Genomic DNA, 19,656 nt, shown 5'->3' with positions numbered 1-19,656 from the left:
TGATCCCATCCCGAACTCAGCAGTGAAACGACTCATCGCCGATGGTAGTGTGGGGTCTCCCCATGTGAGAGTAGGTCATCGTCAAGCTCCTATGCCGAACCCCCCGTCCTGGCAACAGGTCGGGGGTTTCTCTTTGCGCAGAAGAAAATACGGGCGTACACGTGGGCATTTGCACGACGTCTGGCCTTACCCTCGGGGAAGTTTCGTATATAACCTTGGGATCGGACTCAGACACGTAGTCTGGCGGGCAGGGTACGGAACTGTAGAATAGCCTCCGAATATGACTGAGCCTTCGCCCATGCCTGATACGGCCGACTCCCGAGAATTGTCGGAGCTTCCTCTGGAGGAGCTGGTTGCCTGCCACGAGTGCGACCTGCTGCTGCGCAGGCCCCATCTCGTCGATGGCGAGCGTGCCGAGTGCCCCCGCTGCGGCTACGAGTTGTTCAGTTATCGCCATCAGGTGGTCACTCGGAGCCTGGCGCTGGTCATCGCCGCGCTGCTGCTCTACGTGCCAGCGAATTTCCTGCCGATCATGCAACTCAACCTGCTCGGCCAGACCACTCATGACACGGTCTGGACTGGCGTCTTGGCCCTGTATGAAAGCGGCATGGGCGAAGTCGCCGTGCTGGTGTTCCTGTGCAGCATGGGCATTCCACTGCTCAAGCTGCTCTGCCAGCTCTGCGTGCTGCTGAGCATCCGCTGGGATATCGGGCGCAGCTATGGCCTGTTGATCTACCGTATCTACCAGCACATGCGCGAGTGGGGGATGCTCGAGGTCTACCTGATGAGCACCCTGGTGGCCATCGTCAAACTGGTCGATCTGGCCGACGTCAGCCTGGGGATAGGCCTGGCCTGCTTCGTGGGATTGCTGTTGGCCCAGATATGGCTGGAGGTGACCATGTCGCCGCACCAGATCTGGGAGGCCTTGTCAGGGGAGCGGGAGGATGGCCTTGCGCGCGATTGATGCCGGGATACTGATCTGTCACGAATGCCACCAGCTCAACCGCCTGGACCCGGACAGCCACGGGCAGACCTGTACCCGCTGCGGCGCGGTGGTGCACGGGCGGCGCCCGGACAGCCTGGTGCGGACCTGGGCGCTACTGATCACTGCGGCGATTCTCTACATCCCGGCCAACCTGCTGCCGATCATGACGGTGAACAGCCTGGGCAAGGGTGCGCCATCGACCATCATGGGCGGGGTCGTCGAGCTGATCCATTACGGTATGTGGCCGATCGCCGCGGTGGTGTTCGTCGCCAGCATACTGGTGCCGACCTTCAAGCTGGTGGGCATCGCCCTGCTGCTTTATTCGGTGCAGCGCCACCAGCCGATGTCGGCGCGCCAGCGCATCCTGATGTACCGCTTCATCGAGTGGATCGGGCGCTGGTCGATGATCGACATCTTCGTCATCGCCATCCTGGTGGCCCTGGTGAAGTTCGGCAACCTGGCAAGCATCGAAGCGAATATGGGGGCCGTGGCGTTCGGCTGCGTGGTGGTATTGACCATGCTCGCGGCGATCACCTTCGACCCCCGGCTGATCTGGGACAATACGGAATCGGATGACCAACCATGACTGACTTGCCAACGGCGAAGGTTCGCCCCGCCTCCAACTGGTCCGCTATCTGGGTGCTGCCGTTGATCGCGTTGCTGATCGGCGGCTGGCTCGGCTGGCGGGCCTATAGCCAGGCGGGGATCGATATCGAGGTGTTCTTCGAGTCCGGCGACGGCCTGCAGGCCGGCAAGACCGAAGTGATGTACAAGGGGATGCCGATCGGCAAGATCACGGCCCTCAGCCTGGACGGCACTCGCGGAGTGATCGCCACCATCGAGATGGAGAAGGAGAGCGAGCCGCACCTGCGCGCCAACACGCGTTTCTGGCTGGTCAAGCCGAGCGTGACGCTGGCAGGGATCACGGGCCTGGAAACCCTGGTTTCCGGTAACTACATTGCGGTAAGTCCCGCCGATGGGGAGCCGACTCGCAAGTTCCAGGCGCTCTCTGAGCCGCCACCGATGCCGGATGATGCGCCCGGCCTGCACCTGGTCCTGAAAGCCGAGCGCCTCGGCTCGCTGAACCGTGACAGCCCGGTGTTCTACAGGCAGATCCAGGTCGGCCGGGTGAAGAGCTATGTGCTGGCCGAGGATCAGAAGACAGTCGAGATCAAGGTCTTCATCGAGTCGGCCTATGCCAGTCTGGTGCGCAAGCATACGCGCTTCTGGAACGCCAGCGGGGTGACTGTCAATGCCGACCTGTCCGGCCTCAAGGTGCGCACCGAGTCGCTGGCCAGCATCGTCGCCGGTGGCATCGCCTTCGCCACTCCGGAGAATCGCAGCGACAGCCCACCGACCGATCCGAGCATTCCCTTCCGGCTCTACGAGGACTTCGATGCTGCCCAGGCCGGCATCAAGATCACGCTCAAGCTCAGCGACTTCGAGAGCCTGCAGGCGGGACGCACGCCCGTGCTGTTCAACGGCATTCAGGTCGGCACGCTGAAGGCTCTGAAGATCAATGAGCAGGACCCGAATTCCGCCACCGCGGAGCTGACCTTGGATCCTCAAGGGGAGGAGTACCTGGTCGAAGATACCGAGTTCTGGGTCGTCAAACCGTCGATATCCCTGGCAGGCATCACCGGCCTGGAGGCTCTGCTCAAGGGCAACTACATTGCCGTGCGTCCCGGTACCAAGGGCAAGCCGATGCGCCGCGATTTCGTTGCCCGGCCCAAGGCGCCGCCGCTGAACATCGATGCGCCAGGTCTGCATCTGGTACTGTTCAGCGACACTCTCGGCTCGTTGCAGTTGGGCAGCCCGGTGCTTTACCGCCAGCTCAAGGTCGGTACGGTGCAGAGCTACCAGTTGGCCAGGGATAAACGGCAGGTGCTGCTGGGCGTGCATATCGAGCAGGAGTACGCCAACCTAGTGAACAGCTCGACACGCTTCTGGAATGCCAGCGGAGTGACTCTGAGCGGCGGTCTGAGCGGTATCGAGGTCAAGAGTGAGTCGCTGCAGACCCTGTTGGCTGGAGGCGTGGCTTTCGAGACCACGGACCTGAAGGCGCCGGTGAGCCGCAAGATCCAGCGTTTCCGACTGCATACCGATCGCGAGAGCGCCATGCAGGCCGGGCAGGAAGTCCGGATTCGCGTCGACAGTGGCGATGGCCTGCGTCCCGGTACGCCGATTCGCTACAAAGGGCTGGACGTCGGCGAGGTGGAGACGGTCGAGCTGACCGACGATCTGGAGGGGGTGATCCTTTCCGCGCGGATTACCCAGGGATCCGATCGCATTGCGCGTTCCGGTACCCGTTTCTGGGTGGTCAAGCCGGAGCTCGGGCTGATCCGCACCGCCAACCTGGAGACGCTGATCAGCGGCCAGTACCTGCAGGTACAGCCGGGCGGCAAGGTCGGGGCGCCACAGACCGACTTCACCGCGCTGAAGGAGGCGCCGGTCCAGGCTGCCCGCGAGGAGGGCCTGAGCTTGGTGCTCAGCGCTTCGAGGCTGGGCTCGATCAAGGTGGGAGTGCCGGTGACTTTCCGTGAGGTGCGGGTGGGCGAGGTGACCGGCTTCGAGCTGGGCTCTCAGGCCGACCAGGTGCTGATCCGCGTGCGGATCGAGCCGCGCTACGTGCCCCTGGTGCGTGGCGGCAGCCGGTTCTGGAATGCCAGCGGTATCGGTGTGGATGCTGGCCTGTTCAAGGGCGTCAAGGTGCGTACCGAATCGCTGGAGGCGTTGATTTCCGGGGGAATCGCATTCGCTTCGCCGGAAGACAGCCCGCCGGCCAGGCCGGGACAGACCTTCCCGCTGTTCGACGATGCCAAGGACGAGTGGCTGTTGTGGACGCCGAAGATACCGATCGGTAAATAGGGAAAAGACAAGGGCCGCGATTGCGGCCCTTGTGCTTTGTGGCGGGTTGTTCTTGGTGGGGTGAGGGGCGGCCATGGCTTTGACCCCATGGCCCAGGCTACTGCACTGCCTCAGACCTCGGCGCTTTCCTTCTCTGCTTCCGTGACCTTGCCGGCGACCGGTTCGCGGCGCTTGATGTATTTCCAACCACGTAGCCCGGATGCAATCCGGGGAAGCCCTCCCGGATTGCATCCGGGCTACTCGTTCGCTTTTGTAGGAGCCAGCTTGCTGGCGATGCCTTGGACGTTGCCGGGTATCGCGCGCATGGCGCGCTCCTACAGGTCGGCATCGAGGCCGTGTTTGTAGGATCGGCGGGGACGCCCAGTCCCATGGCCGCGAAAAAGCTTGACGTAGAAGCGGCATGGCCAGCCGTCAGGCCGGTTCGGCGGCTTCTTCTTGCGCTGGCGCTTCCGGGGCCTTGGCGGTTTCGCGGCGCTTGATGTATTTCCAGTCCGCTTCGTCAATGTAGATGCCACTCGGGCCGCTGCCGCCTTCCAGGTCGATGGCGACCTGGGCCGAGACCTGCGGTTTGACCGAGGCGAGGATCGGCGTGAAGCCGAGCTGGGCGCTGGTCTCGATGAGTGCCTGCTGGTTGCGCTCATCGATGTCCGCCGCCTCGTCGAGGTAGTAGGGCAGGCGCACCTTGCCGGCCTGTTCGCGGTCCATCAGGTGCAGCAGCAGGTACATGTTGGTCAGCGCCTTGATGGTCATGGTGGTGCCGTTGGAGGCGGCACCGTCGATGTCGGTGTGGATCACCGGCTGGCCCCCGACCTTGGTGATCTCGAAGGCCAGTTCGAACAGGTCCTTGAGACCGAGCTGGTTGTGGTTGGCCGCCACCAGGCGTGCCAGGTACTCCTTGGCTTCCTCGTTCTTGGCGTCCTGGTCGGCCGACTGGCTCAGGTCGAACACCGACAGGGTCTCGCCTTCCTCGTACTGGCCGGCGCTGTGGATGATCTGGTCGATGTGCTTGAGCGCCTCGCGGTTGGGGGCGAGGACGATGCGGAAGCTTTCCAGGTTGGAGACCTGGCGACGGTTGATCTCGCGGTTGAACAGCGCCAACTGGTGTTCCAGGTTGTCGTAGTCGCTGCGGATGTTGCGCAGCGTGCGGGCGATATCGGTCACCGCCGCGCGGCGTGCCTTGGCCAGGGTCAGCGCCTCGTCCTGGCGATGCGCGTAGGCGTTGATCAGCAGTTGCAGGCGACGCTCGGGATCTTCCTCGCTGTCGAACTTGGCCACGCCCTTGAGGTGGATCTGCGCGTAGAGCGCGTCGATCTGCCCGTCGATGCGTTGCAGGGCCTGCCAACTGTCCTGGTAGTCGTTGAGCAGCGGCAGCAGGTTGTCCAGGGAGTCGTCCACCGGGTCCATGAACGGCGTGCCGAACGGCAGGTCGGCCGGCAGCAACTGGCGGCGGCGCAGGGCGTCTTCCAGGGTGCGTTCCTTGGCTTCCAGGTCGGCGAGCTGGCGGCCGACCAGTTGCAGCTTGGCGGACAGTTGCTGGACACGTTCGGTGAAGGCGTCGCTGGCGCGCTTGAGTTCGTCCTGGGCGGCTTCGTGCTGGGCCAGCAGCTCGAGTTTTCCCGACTCTTCGGCGGAAAGCGTCTGGCAACGGCGGAAGTCTTCCAAGGCCTTCTGCGCGTCGAGTACCGCCTGGTACAACTGCTCGGTCTGGGCCTTGCTCGCCGCGCGGTCGGCGGCCACCGCCTGCTGGGTCTTGAGCTGCTTGAGCTCGCGGTCCAGGCGGTCCTTCTGGTCGCGCAGGGCGGCACGGTCGGCCAGCGCCTGGAGGGCCGGCGGCTCGATATGGGAGAGGTCGATGGTCAGCCCCGGCACTTCGAAATGCTGGCCCTTGAAGCCGTCCAGCACGACTTCCAGGGATTTCACCCAGGCGTCGCCGTCGTCCAGTTGGATTCCTTTCTCGCCCAGCGGCAGGCTGAACAGCGCGCCGTTGAACAGGCGCATCAGGCGCTCGACGTCCTGCTGGCTGAACTCCTCGCGCAACCGGGCGTAGCTGTTGTTGTCGGCGTGGTCGAGCTGCTGCCTGACCGACTTCAGGCGTTTTTCCAGGTCGCGGACGCGCTCGTCGAGGTCCTCGGCGGAGAACTGCCGCGACTGCGCCAGGGCGCCGGCCAGTTCGTCGTGGGCGTCCTTGGCGGCGAGCAGTTGTTCTTCCAGCACCCTGGCGTCCTCGACCAGGGCGAAGCGGTTCTTCAGCACCGCCAGCTCGCCCAGCCAGCGCTGGATTTCGCTGATCTCCCGCTCCAGGCGCATCAGTTCGGCGGTGCCTCCGCGCTGCTCGTGTTGCAGGCCGTCCTGCTCGCGGCGGTAGTGTTCGGCCTGGATCACCAGTTCTTCCTTGCGTGCGCCGGCGTAGTCCTGCCAGGTGCCGAGCAGGTTGTCGAGCAACGGCGAGAGACGGTGCAGCTTGCCGCGCAGCACTTCGCGCTGGGCCACTCCGGCGGACAGCGCCTCGACCAGCGGGGCGGAGGCGACCAGCGCCTGGTAGTCCTGTTCCATGCGGCGCACATCGCGGAACGCCTCTTCGGTGGCGGCGATGTAGTCGACGCTGCCGGAGCGCAGGCTGTGTTCGAAGGCATCGAGGAACAGTTGCTTGAGCTTCGCTGCGGTGATTTCGCGCATGTGCAGCAGGTTGATGAACAGCGCACGGAAGGTCTTCAGGCTCTGTTCGCTGGTCGAGCGCAGCGGGATCAGGGTGAGGTCGAGCGGGATGGAGGTATGCCCGCCGACCAACAGGCGGCGCAGTTCCTCGGGCTTGAGTTCGTAGGCATGGATGCCTTCGCGCTCGAGGTTGCTGAACAGCTCGCGCAGGCGCAGGCAGGTGCCGTTCTTCTGGTAGTGGGCGAGGTCCAGTGAGCCCGCGTAGGCGAAGAACTGGTGGCCGAAGCCGCCGCCTGGGCCACGGCCGCCGACGCCGATCACGTGCGGGCCGTGGGGCAGGGCGATTTCCACCAGGATGTAGCTGGTGTCCGAGGCGAAGTAGAACTTGCGCGACTGTTCGAGGCTGTACTTGCCGAAGCTCATGTCCGACATGCGGGCGAGGATCGGGAACTGCAGTGCGTTGATCGATGCGGACTTGCCGAGGTTGTTGGCGCCGTAGATCGACAGCGGCTGTTCCAGCGGGAAGATGCCCAGGCTGTAGCCGGCGGTGTTGAGCAGGGCGAAGCGGCGGATGCCGTAGCGTTCCTGGGTCATGCGTCTTCCTCCTGAAGGGCGCGTTCTTCGGCGATGGCGCGGGCCAGTGCGTCGTCTTCGTCGGCGGTTTCTGGGGCTGCGGAGAGGCTGACGATCTCGTCTTCATCCTCGGCGACCAGTTCCGGGGTCGGCAGCGGCAGGTCGCTGTGCAGGGTGGCGGCGAGGTCGCGGTCCTGCTGCACGGCGAGACAGACGTCGAGGAAGCGGTGCATCGGTGGCAGGAAGCGGTACACGCCGTTGTCCTCGGCGGCGAAGCCGAGCTGGGTCAGGCGGCGCATGACCTTTTCTTCCAGTTCTTCCTGGGTGGTGACTTCGGCCTGCAGGAACAGGTCGCGGTATTTCTCCAGCAGTGGCGGCAGTTCGTCGCGGCCGAGGCTGCCGCCGTCGAGCACGGCCAGCGGGTCGCGTCCCTGGTCGGCGAGGTGCTCGACGAGGATGAAGGTGAACAGCGCCAGGCGCTGGGCGGTCTTGTTGACCTGGGCGCCCATCTGCTCGGGGACGAAGTAGTAGAAGCCGCGGCTGTCGCAGACCAGTTCGAAACCGAGGGCGCGGAACAGCGCGCGGTAGGCGTCCTGCTGGTTGGAAAGCTGGGCGTAGAGCTCGGCGTCGCGCTGGCTGACGTGGTAGCCCTTGAACAGCTCGCGGAAGATCGGTGCGAGTTGGGAGAGTTCTTTGAGGTCGATGTTCATGCGGGAATCATCCGACTGATGTAGGGGCGAGCTTTGCTCGCGAAGCGTCCTGTGCGGGTTCGCGAGCAGAGCTCGCGGCTACAGGTTTGATCAAGGCATAGGAGCTCAGGCTGACCTGGTGCTCGCGGGTCAGGTAGTCGCGGCGCTCCAGGCGTTCGCGCTGGAAGCGGGCATCGCGGGACAGGCGGGAGAACCAGTAGAGCAGTTCGTCGGTGGCGCCGTCCGGCTCCTGTTCCAGCAGCCAGAGCATCAGGTCCGGCAGCGGCAGGGCCTGTTCGCAGCGTTCGAGCATTTCCCGCGCGGTTTTCGGCGCGCGCGGCGTGTCGCCCTTGCGGGTGCCGCTGGCCCTGGGGAAGTGCGCCGGCTTCGGTTCGAAGCGGGCCAGGGCGTATACATAGCTTTCCACCTGGCTGGCGGTGCCGAGGAAGGTGCTCTGCGGGCGGGTGAACAGCGGCAGAGAGGCCTGCGGCACGGCATCCAGGCCCTTGCGACGGATCGCCGCCAGCGCCAGCGCGGCGCCACGGGTCACCGCGTTGTGCCGGCGCGCTTCCTCGCGTAACGGCAGCAGCAGTTCGCGGGCGCGGCGCAGGGTGAGCTGGGCGGTGGTCTGCATCTCCAGGATGCGCGCGTGGGTACGCAGCAGCAGGTCGTCGTCGACCAGTTGGCCGAGGCGCTGCTGGTCGCCGAGCAGCTTGAGCAGCACCTGCTCGACGCGACGCACGCCCTGTTCGAAGGCACCATCGGCGGCGACGAGCTGGATCATCGGCTCGACGTATTCGTCCCAGGTGGCCAGCACTTCGGCATAGCGCTGGCGCAGGGGAATCTGCCGGTCGCTGGTCTTGGCCCGCTCGGCCACGGCGACCAGCGCCTGTTCGTCGTTGCCGAGCTTCTTCAGTACGTCGCGCACACGCATGTCGAGCAGGCGGAGCTGGCGCGCCAGGTCGTTGCCGTCGCGGATCTCGAAGGCGTCCTGGATGTACCCGGCAAGGCGCTCCAGGTGGCGCAGGTAGGCTTCGATCTCCAGGCACAGGCCGAGGCGGTGCTCACGGCGCAGGTAGGCGAGGAAGTCGTGGATCTGGGCGTTCAGCTCGAAGCGGTTGGGGCTCTTGGCCACCGGGACGAGGATGTCCAGGCGGATCCACTGGTCGAGCAGGGCGGTGAGGTCGGCGGGCGTGCCGGCCGGCAGTTGGGCGGCGAGCTGGTTGCGTAGCTCTACCAGGCTCAGGGTGCCCTGGTCGAATCGTTCGCACAGCGGTTCGAGCAACGTCCAGTGTTCGGCGAGGGCGCGTAGCACGCGCTTGGGGTCGATCATCGATGGGCCGCGGATTGCCTGTGGATAAAGGAAAGGGCGGATTGTACTGCATCGGGCACGCCTGGCTTGAGCGTCAATCGATCAGAGGCAGGTGTGTTACGTGATTGTGGCGATGGGTAACAGCCAGGCGGCTGCGTGACCGGCCTTTGACGCCCGATTCTCGACTATGGGTCGGGCCTGAGGTTGCCGGCGCTGTTTCATAGTGACCATACGGGGCCGAGTCAGCATCCGGCCCGCACAATAATAAGCAGGTGTTCGTATGCCGAATCCCATCCTTGCCCGTCTTGCCGCCGTCTGCCTGAGCAGCCTGCTGGCCGCCACCGCCCAGGCGCGCATGCAGGCCCTGGAGGACCACGAGCTGTCCGACATCACCGGACAGGCGTTCATCAACCTGACCACCGACAGCCACAACGGGATCAATTATTCACGGGTCAATTTCGGCCTGGACGTGAATACCCAGTTGAACATCAACAAGCTGGAGCTGGGGAATTACGCACGTACCGGAGAAAGCGCACCGGCGGACCTTTCGATCAACAACTTCGCCCTCGGCACGGTCAACGCCGACGACACCATCAATCCTTTCCTGATCCGCAATCCTTACCTCGAGCTGGCCTACAAGAACAACCGCGTGGTCGGTGTACGAATCGGTTTCGGTGAGGCTCAGGGCTTCCTGTCCGGCGACATAAACAGTTTCACCGGAAACCTGGCGATCGATATCTACGGCAAGGGTAGCTATCTCGGTGACAAGATCACTTGCGGTTGGGACTTCCTCGTTTGTCTGCCAGCCAAGGCTTTGGTGGCCGGAGTGTGGGGCAACGAGGACTTCAAGGCGCAGGCCACCCTGGTGAACAGTGGCGGTGACCCGGACCCGGTACGAGCGAAGATGGCCGGCCTGGCCGACGGCACCAAACTGTCCATGCCTGGCAACAGCGATTTTGCCAACTTCCTGCTTGGTCTATTCACCGCGCAGAACTGCAACCTGCTCGGCGTGAATACCTGCTTCAACCTATCCGACTACAAGACCCTGCCGGTGGGCCGGTACGACGTGAACACCAACCAGTTCCTCGACACCGCCAAGGGCGTGTTCATCTCGTTGCAGACCGAGAACGTCAACTGGCGCGACCCGCAGAACGCCAACAACTTCATCACCGCGCTGGCCGGCGCCTTCATGAACATGCCGCGTAACGCCGATGGCTCGGGCGCGGTGACCCTCAGCTTCCAGCAGGCGCTGGAAGGCATCGCGCGGCGGGACACCTGCCTCGGCGCCGCCACGCACGGGTGCTGATCATGCGCGCCTTGAGCTTTGCCGTCCTGTCCCTGCTGGCGCTGTCCGTGCGGGCCGAGCTGCGCGAGCTGGATGACGAGCAGATGTCTGGAGTGCAGGGAGCCGGTTTCGGGTTCGTGCTGGAACAGGTGCTGCTCGATGCGAGCGGCTCCCAGACCGTCATCAACGACATCACCCGCAGTAACGGCTCCACCACGGAAAACATGCCGATCAGGGTTTCCGAGTTGTACCTGGGGGCCAGTGGCAGCAACAAGGGCGCCAACCTGCAGCCGGTGACCCTCGGCCGTCTCAGCCATCCGTTCTCCCTCGGCCTGGAGAAGGGAGAGGAGATGCGCACCCTGAGCGAGACCTATGCCTTGCAGAGCAAGCAGGTCACCGAGGGCGGCACGACCAGGACAGTGCAGTATTGGGCACCGACCGGCACCAACCAGTGGGTGCAGACCACTCCGGACAATATCGCAGTGCTCGGCCTGAACTTCCCGGAACGCCTGCAGAGTGGCGGCGGGGCATGCGTGAGCGGTTATGCGCCGGCCGGTAGCAACTGCTCCAGCCGGCCCAGCGAAAGAGCTGACCTGGGCATTCGCCTGGATTTCGAGGTGGTCAAGAACAGCCGCGCCGATGTGCTCAACATCGACTTCGGCGAATTGACGATGGACGGCTCCTATCTGCGTCTGTGGGGCGCGAACCTGTACGACCGTGATGAGCAGCGGCAGCGCAACCTGCTGGTCAGCGAGACACGCATCAACCTGTTCGCCAAGACCTTCGACATCAGCGCCTGCACCAGGGGCAGCGGGCAGGCCGATTGTACGCCGAGCGCCGCGCTGGCCGGCACTGTCTATACCACCAACAGCTTCGCCAACATCGCCCTCGGCTTCGGCAAGCTGCAGCCGCTGATGCTGGGGGTGAGCAGCGACGGCCAGTTCGTCATCAAGGCACAGAGCCCCGTCGACCCGGCGCTCCCGCAGGCCCAGCGCAATGCCATCGCGGCGGAGTACTACGCCACTGTCCCGCGTACCACCCTGGTGTTCGATAACCTCAACGTCGGCCTGGGCCGGCCGCCGGCCGGCGGTTTTCCTTCCATGCCGGCGGGCGCCAGCGGGGTTGGCGCCGGCGGTCTGCCGAGCGGCGGCTACAACTTCGGTCGCAACGAAATCTCCGGCCTGACCATCAACTACATAAAGGTGACCAGCCATGACCTGCGCTAGAGGGCTGATCGGGCTGCTGCTGGCGCCGCTGCTGGCGCACGCCGAACTGCAACCGCTGGAAGACGAGTCCCTCAGCCAACTGAGCGGGCAGGGCGGGGTCTACCTGTCCGGCGAGTTCAGCATCAACAAGGACGGCGGCGTGCTGTGGACGACGCCGGCCAGCAACAATCCCGCGCAGTGGACGGCCGGCCAGCGCAGTTGCGCCGGTGTCGGCACCGGGGCGCCGGCCGAAGCCTGCGGGATGCGTCTGGCGATCCGCTCGGAGAACAATGGCGGCTGGTACGTGTTGGACAACCTCAAGGGCATCTTCAGCTTCGAGGGCCTGACCCTGCGTACCCGCACCATCGACAGCGGCTTCAACGGCGACGGCGCCGGTTTCAACCAGGACGTGCTGGAGTTCGGCCTGCCCAACGAGATCCGTTTCAAGGACGGCAACTTCTCCTTCGGCGTGGCTAGCCAGGGCGGCTGGCGCAACAACGCCATCGGCGCGGCCAGCGGTGGCGATCCGTCATACCAGCAGACCAACATCTTCTCGGCGAGGATCGACGGCACCATCCGCATGCAGGGCAACGTGCTGGTGTTCCCGAAGAACTGAGGACGGTCCGATGCGTAGAACCCTGCTGTTCCTGCCCCTGCTGCTCAGCCCCCTGGCCCAGGCCATGCAGGCGTTGGACGACGACAGCCTGGCCAGCGTCTCCGGGCGTGACGGCATCAGCATGGAAACCACCGGCCCCGGCTGGTCAGCCGGCAGCATCAGCTACATCGAGGACGGCCAGACCCTCAGCTTCAAGGGCGTCAGCGGCCGGCCGCAGGACGCCGCCAGCAAGAGCACGACCACCCTCGACGTCGAGGACGACCGGTTGCGTATCGAGCATAGCTCCAGGCCGCAGGTACTCAGCGTCGATAACATCGAGATGGCCGGTAGCACCAAGAGCTTCGGCTCCATGCGAGCTTTCTACAGCCTGGGCTACAGTCTCAAGCTCAAGGGCGGTGGCGCCAGCGGGGTGAGCGGCTTCGCGGTGAGCGACAGCCACCTTTCGCTGCGCGACGTGACCTTCTATTACCGCGACAACGGCTTCGACCTGATCGTCAATGGCCTGTCCTTCGACACTTACCTGAACAACGCCTATCTGGACATCGTCAACGGCGGCAGCGGCCAGGAGATCCAGCTCAGCCTCGGCGACACCCGCCTGGTCGGACAGATCGGCGGTCTCGGCCTGGACCTGGCGCACGGCGATCCGGCCGGACAGGTCGTCACCCCCGGCGCTCCGGACACCCGCGACCCCAATCACGCACGCAGCCTCGGGCAGATCAAGCTCGACCTCAACCTCGGCGGCAGCCTCAGCATCGGTGGCGGCGGGGCCAGTGGCGAAGGGCTGCGCATACGCCCCAACCTGAGTATCGCCAACAGCCTGTTCGAGTACCGCGACGACGGAGTGCTGCGCGCCGAGAACTTCTCCGGTCTGCTCAGCAGTAACTCCGGCCTGACCCTCGACCTCGAACAGGATGCCCTCGGCGGCTACGCCAGGATCGCCTTCGCCGACCTGCGCCTGAACGCCACCCTGGGCGGCCTGGTGATCGGCAACAGCGCGAACCAGAAGCTCGGCAGCCTGGGCCTCGACCTCGTCTTCCAGGACGAAGGCTCCCGGCAGAACTGGCTCAAGCTGCGTCCGGGCGGCGATCCGACTTCCGGGCTGAAAGGCATCGGCGCCGACCTGAGCTGGAACATGCGCGACAGCTCGGTGTCGCTTACCGATAACGGCAACAGCCTGTGGTTCAGCGGCCTGCGTACCCACGGCAGCGGACAGATCACTCTCGACCTGACCAAGAACTGCGCCGCCGCCGGCCCCGGCTGCCACCCGAGCATCTGGGGCGGCTCCGAACAGAGCGGCTATGCCGGTCACTTCGACGGCTTGCGCGTGGGCCTCAGCAACGTCAAGGGCAGCTACAGCTTCGATGGCCTGCGTGTCGGCTCGCCCGATGCGCCGTTGCAGGGCGGCACCGAATTGCTGGTGCTGATGGAAATCTTCCCGGCCTTCGACTTCAACCTGAACGGCCAGTTGACCCTGCTGCCAGGCGGCGCGGTGGGCGACGGCCTGACTTACAACGCCGACTTCTACATCGCCGAATCGCGCGCGGCGATCACCGTCGACGAGACCGGCAAGGGCCTGTGGCTGGACGGTATGAACTACGACATGCACTTCCGCGACGGCTCGCTGGACATCAGCGCCGGCACTGGCGTCGGCAGCGACAAGGGCGGCGTGGAACTGCGCAAGGGCACCTACTGGTCGAAGCTGGACGTCTCCGACGTGCGCTGGGGCGACCGCTCCACCGGGACCAGCCTCGGCCGCATCGTCCTCAAGCGCTACGAGAGCGGCTCCACCCTGGCGCTCAGCTCCGGTGGCGCCGGCGCGCTGTGCGTCGGCGGTTCCGGCGCCAATGCGGCGGCCTGCTCGGCCAGTGGCGGGCGTTGGGAGGATCGCGGCGACGAGGGCGTGTCGGTCAAGCTCAAGAGCCGGTTCGTCCGCGACGGCAGCGGCAACCCGGCGAACAGCGTGGCGAGCAACGAGAAGCGCAACCAGGTGATCTGGGAAACCAAGCGCAACACCGATGCCAACGGCAAGCCCATCAATGGCACCGGCAGCCAACTGGTGGTCGATAACTTCTATACCGCCGACGGCGACCCCGCCAATCCCGACAGGAACGACTACGGCCTGCAGGTCGACCTCAACCTCGACGTCGCGCCGACCAAGGTGAAGATCAAGAGCGGGCCGAATGCCGGCAGCAGCGTCAGCCCGGACCCACTGGGCTTCGCGGTGAACGGCCAGATCCGCTTCAAGGAGATCAACGTCGACCGCGTGCAGAACGTCCATCCGGTAGGCGGCGCGAGCACCGCGATGTTCGGCATCAAGGCGCAGAACGCCGATATCCGCGCCAACCTGACCGCCACGCCGATCAACTAGAGGAGCGGAGCATCCACCCTGTGGTCGCGGCATCCTTCCCGCCCGTGCCGTTTCCCGCCACAATGACGCCTGTCGTAACCGCAGGGTGAACCCGTGTTGAATGCCGAGCAGCGCCGTCGCGCCTATTTGAGTGCCATGCAGGTGGTCAGTTGGCTGCCGCGTGTGGACTTGCCGTTCGCCGCGCCGTCGCGTCCCGAGCTATTGCTGCCGGCCGAGCCGCCGGTGGAAGAAGCACCATCGTCGCCAGCCGCACTGGTCGCCGAAACGCCCGTGGTGTCTGCACCGCCGATGCCGAAGGGCGAGCGGCCGAGCATCGAGCAGGCGCGTTCCGCCCTGGTTTCGTCGCCTGCGCCGTCCGCGTCTCCCGCGCCGCAGCCCGAAGCCGTGGATGCCCCGCCTCCCGTGGTCGAGCGCCAGGCTCCGCCGCGTTTCGCCTTGCAACTGCTGCGTGCCGGCCAGTGCCTGCTGCTGGTCGAGCTGCCCACCGGTGAACCCTTCCAGAGCCGCGATCCGGCCTACCTGCTGCTCAAGGATCTGCTGCGGGCCGCCGGTCTGCCGGACAGCCCGCAACTGATCGGCGAGCCGGTGCGCTGGCCGCTGATGACCCGCGGCTCCCTCGACCAGGGGCCGCAAGCGGCGCTGGAGTACGTGCAGGGTTTCGTGTCCGCGCGGTTCGAGGAACAACCTTGCGCCTGTCTGTGGCTGGTTGGCCTGCCGGCGGTACGGTTCGCCGGCGATGCGGACGCCGAAGCCTTCAACCGCGAATTGCGGGTCGACGGCCTGGGCAGCGCCTGGGCGCTGCCGGGGCTGGAGCTGCTGATGGAAGAGCCTGAACGCAAGGCCGAGCTGTGGCGCGCGATGCGCCGGATCATGCGCCGCTGGAACATTGTGAATGAGTGACGATGCACTTTCCTTCCGCCCGATGAGCGCGGCGGATCTCGATGCTGTCCTGAAAATCGAATACGCCGCTTTCAGCCATCCCTGGACCCGTGGCATCTTCCAGGACGCGCTGAATTCCTACGATTGCTGGCTGATGTTCCTGGGTAGCCAGCAGGTCGGCCACGGCGTGATCAACGTGATCCTCGACGAGGCACACTTGCTCAACATCACCGTCAAGCCGGAAAACCAGGGCTGCGGCCTTGGCCTGCGCCTGCTCGAACACCTGATGCGCCGCGCCGCCGAACTGAACGCCCGCGAATGCTTCCTCGAAGTACGCGCGAGCAACCAGGCGGCCTACCGCCTGTACGAGCGCTACGGCTTCAACGAGATCGGCCGCCGGCGCGATTACTACCCGGCGGTGGGTGGGCGTGAGGATGCCCTGGTGATGGCTTGTACATTGCTTGATTAGTGGTGCTGGCCACGAGGTGAGGCAGAAGAGATCGTGGTTTGCACAACGCTGCCCCCTCACCCTAACCCTCTCCCAGGGGGAGAGGGGACTGGTCGAGGTCGCTTCAAAACACAGTGTCAGGGCCAGGCCGCGATAACCCCCTCTCCCCTCGGGAGCGGGGCGCGCAGCCAGGACCGGGGTGAGGGGCGGAGCATGAACCCGACTTCGTGGTCCAGGGCATTCTCCCAACAGCAGACAAGCCGGCATCTACGTAAACCCGCACCTAACCTGTCCCATTCCGCCACCCCTGGTGGCGGCCACGGCTTTTACCCACCACTGGCCGCTGCCTTACCCTTCATCCTCCAATAACAACGACAGGGAAGAACCGATGAGCCGAGCCGACGCGATCGTCGTGGGCGCCGGGATTTCCGGGTTGACCGCCGCCTGGCGGCTGGCTCGGGCCGGAAAGCGGGTCAAGGTGCTGGAGGCCAACCAGCGGGTTGGCGGGCGTACCCTGAACCATCGTTTCTCCAGTGGTGACGTAGTCGAAGTCGGCGGCCAGTGGGTCGGCCCGACCCAGGAGCGCATCCTCGCCCTGCTCGACGAACTCGGCCTGGAAACCTTCCCGCTATGGAACCAGGGTGACAACCTGACCCTGTTCGGCGGCAAGCTCAAGCCCTACCGGGGCACCATCCCGCGTTTCGCGCCCCATGTGCTGCTCGACGTGCTGCAGGCGCAACTGCGTCTGGATCGCCTGGCCCGGCAGATTCCCCTCGATGATCCTGGCCGCCATCCGCGCGCCGCCGAGTGGGATCGCATGAGCTTCGCCGAGTGGACTCGTCGCACCCTGAAGACCGCCCACGGCCGCCAGGTCATGGAACTGGTCAGTGGTGCGGTGTTCGCTGCCGCGCCGCACGAACTGTCGTTCCTCCATGTGCTGTTCTACATTCGCAGCGGCACCGATCTGGACACTTTGCTCGGTGTTCGCAACGGCGCCCAGCAGGACCGCATCGTCGGCGGTTCGCAGCGGATCAGCGAGGAACTGGCGGCGCGTCTTGGCGATGCGATGCAACTCGGCCAGCCAGTGCGCGCGCTGCGCCAGGATGCGACCGGTGTCGAGCTGGTCACCGACAGTGGCAGCCATCGGGCCGAGCGGGTGATCCTCGCCATGCCGCCGACGATGCTGCTGCGCATTGCCCAGGAACCGCTGTTGCCCGGCTGGCGCGACCAGTTGCTGCAGCGCCTGCCGCAGGGCTCGGTGATCAAGTGCATGGCGCTGTACAACTCGCCGTTCTGGCGTGACCGGGGCCTGTCCGGGCAGGTCACCAGCGAGCGCGGGCCGGTGCGGCTGACCTTCGATAACAGCCTGCCGGGTTCGTCCAGGGGCGTGCTGATGGGCTTCATCGAGGGCGACGAAGCGCGCCAGTGGAGCGCTGTGCCGGTCGATGAGCGCCGCGCGGCGGTGCTGGAGTGCTTTGCCCGCTACTTCGGCGATGCGGCGTTGCGGCCGCTGGAGTACGTCGACAAATGCTGGGCCGACGAACCCTTTGCCCGTGGCTGCTATGCCGCGCTGTTTCCTCCGGGGTTGTGGAGCGGCGGCGCGGCGCGGCTGCGCGAACCGTGCGGCCGCCTGCATTTCGCCGGCACCGAGACCGCCACCCGCTGGATGGGCTATTTCGACGGCGCCGTGGAAGCCGGCGAACGCGCCGCCTGCGAAGTGCTGCAACGACTTGCCTGAAATGAGCTTATCCCCGTACAGATTCCGATGCGCCCGGCGCACCTCACGCGACCAAGGATGACCATGTTCCGTACCCTGATCACCGCCACCTGCCTGTTCGCCGCCAGCCTGGCCGGCGCTGCCGAGCGCGAATTCACCCTGCTGCACACCAACGACTGGCAATCGCGCCTGCTCGGCTTCGGCCCGAACAACGAGTACACCCCGGCGACCACCGGGGACGACGGGACCGTCGGCGGCGTTGCCCGGCTCGCCACGCTGATCGACCAGCGCCGCGCGGCCGCCGCCGGCCAGCCGCTGCTGTTGCTGGATGCCGGCGACTTCACCATGGGCACGCTGTTCCATACCGTGGCCCGCGAGATCGGTGGCGAACTGCGCCTGATGAGCGAGCTGGGCTACGACGCCACGACCCTCGGCAACCACGAGTTCGATTTCCGCCCGCAAGGATTGGCCGCCATGCTGTCTGTGGCGCACAAGGCGCTGGGCGACAAGCTGGTGCCGGTGCTGTCCAGCAATATCCGCTTCGACCCGGAGCGTCCCGAGGACGATACCCTGCAGGCGCACCAGGAGGCCGGGCGCATCCAGCCCTACAAGGTGATCGAGCGCGGCGGCATCCGTTTCGGGCTGTTCGGCCTGCTCGGCTACAACGCCATCGACGTGGCGCCGATGACCCGCCCGGTGACCTTCGCCGATCCGCTGGAGACCGCCAGGGAGATGGTCAGGACGCTGCGCGAGGAGGAGCGGGTCGACGTGGTGATCCTGCTTTCGCACATGGGCGTCAACCAGCAGGCCGACGGTTCCTGGCGCGGCGAGGAAGTGGAGATGGCCGAGCAGGTGCCGGGCATCGACATCATCGTCGGCGGCCATTCGCATACCGCGCTGGCGCAGCCGGTGCTGGTGGGCGGCCGGGTGCCGGTGGTCCAGGCCGGATCGGAAATCCAGCACCTCGGCGAACTGCGCATGGCCCTGGGCGACGACGGCAAGCTGCGCATGCTCGATTATCGACTGCATCCGATCGACGACCGCATTCCCGGCGACGCGACGATCAGCCGTGACGTGGCAGACTTCCAGCAGGCGGTCACCGAACGCATGCTCGAACCGCTCGGTTACCGTTTCGACCAGCCGCTGGCCAAAGTCGACCGCCGCCTGACCCGCGCCTACGAGGACCCGGTCCTCGCCAACCTGGTCACCGACGCCCTGCGCCGGGCTACCGGCAGTGACCTGGCCTTCACCGGCAACGGCACCATCCGCGACGACATGATCCATGGACGCAGCGGCGTACAGGCGGTTTCCGACCTGTTCCGCATCGCCCCGCTGGGCATTGGCGAATACGACGACGCGCCGGGCTATCCGCTGATCAAGGTCTATTTCACCGGTCGCGAGATCAAGAGCATCCTCGAAGTGCTGCTGCTCGCCTATCAGTTGCGAGACAGCGACAGCTACTACCCGCGGGTATCCGGCGTGCGCTTCAGCTATAACCCTTATCGGGTGCCGTTCGACCGGGTCAGTCGCATCGAGATCGGCGACGAGCAGCGCGGCTACCAGGAGCTCGATCTCGATGATTCGCGTCTGTACAGCGTCGGTGCCAGCAGCTACGTCGGCAGCTTCACCTGGTTGATTCCGGAATTGACCAAGGGCCTGCTGGAGGTAGTGCCCAAGGATGCCGAGGGGCGCCCCTACGCCGAGATCCGGGACACGGTGATCGATACCGACCCGGAGACCCCGGGCGTGCAGGAGTACAAGGAGTGGCAGGCGCTGCTCGACCATGTCCGCGTCCTGCCGGACCAGGACGGCGACGGGCTGGCCGATATCCCCACCCAGGGCGCGGCGGCCGAGTCGCGCATGCACCGGGTGGCGAGCCTGTCGCCGGTGGAGCTGTACCGCAACGCCGGTCGCTTGCAGTGGGGCGCCAGCGTGCTGGTCGGGGCGGGCCTGCTGCTGATTGCCTGGTTGATGTGGCGTGGTCTGCGTCCGCGCGGGGGCGAACGGCGGCTTGCCAAAGTGGCGCACCCTTCGTAAGGTGCGCCAGCCGAAAGAG

Annotated in this window: 14 protein-coding genes and 1 rRNA gene; 12 read left to right on the top strand and 3 right to left on the bottom strand. The window is 65.6% G+C overall.

What is annotated here, in order from left to right; genetic code table 11:
- The 4 genes from rrf to PSEWESI4_RS10880 form a co-directional block, all read left to right on the top strand.
- Positions 1-87: ribosomal RNA gene (rrf, locus tag PSEWESI4_RS10895) — 5S ribosomal RNA — on the top strand; the annotation flags it as partial.
- Positions 88-298: 211 nt separating this feature from the next.
- Positions 299-964, top strand: coding sequence for a paraquat-inducible protein A (locus PSEWESI4_RS10890; protein WP_187671227.1), 666 nt, complete (start codon positions 299-301; stop codon positions 962-964).
- On the top strand, positions 951-1,571 hold the full coding sequence (locus tag PSEWESI4_RS10885; RefSeq protein ID WP_187671226.1) for a paraquat-inducible protein A: 621 nt from the start codon (positions 951-953) through the stop codon (positions 1,569-1,571). The genes PSEWESI4_RS10890 and PSEWESI4_RS10885 overlap by 14 nt, the downstream gene beginning before the upstream one ends.
- Complete coding sequence (locus PSEWESI4_RS10880) at positions 1,568-3,853, top strand: PqiB family protein (RefSeq protein WP_187671225.1); 2,286 nt, start codon at positions 1,568-1,570, stop codon at positions 3,851-3,853. The genes PSEWESI4_RS10885 and PSEWESI4_RS10880 overlap by 4 nt, the downstream gene beginning before the upstream one ends.
- 411 nt (positions 3,854-4,264) lie before the next feature.
- On the opposite strand, the gene mksF is transcribed toward PSEWESI4_RS10880, so the two are convergent.
- The 3 genes from mksF to mksB are packed head-to-tail and all read right to left on the bottom strand — an operon-like array spanning position 4,265 to position 9,103.
- Positions 4,265-7,102: an Mks condensin complex protein MksF gene (gene mksF / locus PSEWESI4_RS10875; RefSeq protein ID WP_187671224.1), complete on the bottom strand. Its 2,838-nt coding sequence runs from the start codon at positions 7,100-7,102 to the stop codon at positions 4,265-4,267.
- Positions 7,099-7,791, bottom strand: a complete 693-nt coding sequence (mksE, locus tag PSEWESI4_RS10870) for an Mks condensin complex protein MksE (RefSeq protein ID WP_187671223.1) — start codon at positions 7,789-7,791, stop codon at positions 7,099-7,101. Before mksE ends, mksF begins: the two co-directional genes overlap by 4 nt.
- 7 nt (positions 7,792-7,798) lie before the next feature.
- A complete protein-coding gene (gene mksB, locus PSEWESI4_RS10865) occupies positions 7,799-9,103 on the bottom strand; it encodes an Mks condensin complex protein MksB (protein WP_187671222.1) in 1,305 nt (434 codons plus the stop codon).
- A 259-nt stretch (positions 9,104-9,362) separates the two neighbouring features.
- Between mksB and PSEWESI4_RS10860 the strand changes: the two genes are divergently transcribed.
- The 8 genes from PSEWESI4_RS10860 (at position 9,363) to PSEWESI4_RS10825 (ending at position 19,637) form a co-directional block, all read left to right on the top strand.
- Positions 9,363-10,388: a DUF6160 family protein gene (locus tag PSEWESI4_RS10860; RefSeq protein ID WP_187671221.1), complete on the top strand. Its 1,026-nt coding sequence runs from the start codon at positions 9,363-9,365 to the stop codon at positions 10,386-10,388.
- Positions 10,389-10,390: 2 nt separating this feature from the next.
- Positions 10,391-11,593, top strand: coding sequence for a hypothetical protein (locus PSEWESI4_RS10855; RefSeq protein ID WP_187671220.1), 1,203 nt, complete (start codon positions 10,391-10,393; stop codon positions 11,591-11,593).
- Positions 11,580-12,188, top strand: a complete 609-nt coding sequence (locus tag PSEWESI4_RS10850) for a DUF6160 family protein (protein ID WP_187671219.1) — start codon at positions 11,580-11,582, stop codon at positions 12,186-12,188. The genes PSEWESI4_RS10855 and PSEWESI4_RS10850 overlap by 14 nt, the downstream gene beginning before the upstream one ends.
- Before the next feature lie 10 nt (positions 12,189-12,198).
- Positions 12,199-14,556 (top strand): DUF6160 family protein, encoded by a 2,358-nt coding sequence (locus tag PSEWESI4_RS10845; protein WP_187671218.1) that lies wholly within the window; start codon positions 12,199-12,201, stop codon positions 14,554-14,556.
- 93 nt (positions 14,557-14,649) lie between these two features.
- Complete coding sequence (locus tag PSEWESI4_RS10840; RefSeq protein WP_187671217.1) at positions 14,650-15,456, top strand: energy transducer TonB; 807 nt, start codon at positions 14,650-14,652, stop codon at positions 15,454-15,456.
- A complete protein-coding gene (rimI, locus tag PSEWESI4_RS10835) occupies positions 15,449-15,904 on the top strand; it encodes a ribosomal protein S18-alanine N-acetyltransferase (RefSeq protein WP_187671216.1) in 456 nt (151 codons plus the stop codon). Before PSEWESI4_RS10840 ends, rimI begins: the two co-directional genes overlap by 8 nt.
- Before the next feature lie 367 nt (positions 15,905-16,271).
- Positions 16,272-17,621, top strand: a complete 1,350-nt coding sequence (locus PSEWESI4_RS10830) for a flavin monoamine oxidase family protein (protein ID WP_187671215.1) — start codon at positions 16,272-16,274, stop codon at positions 17,619-17,621.
- A gap of 63 nt (positions 17,622-17,684) precedes the next feature.
- On the top strand, positions 17,685-19,637 hold the full coding sequence (locus PSEWESI4_RS10825) for a bifunctional metallophosphatase/5'-nucleotidase (protein ID WP_328821859.1): 1,953 nt from the start codon (positions 17,685-17,687) through the stop codon (positions 19,635-19,637).
- The last annotated feature ends 19 nt before the right edge of the window (positions 19,638-19,656 follow it).

The sequence above is a fragment of the Zestomonas carbonaria genome, assembly GCF_904061905.1.
Lineage (GTDB): Bacteria > Pseudomonadota > Gammaproteobacteria > Pseudomonadales > Pseudomonadaceae > Aquipseudomonas > Aquipseudomonas carbonaria.
The sequence above is the reverse complement of the archived record's forward strand: the minus strand, read 5'-3'. Positions and strand labels throughout refer to the sequence as shown.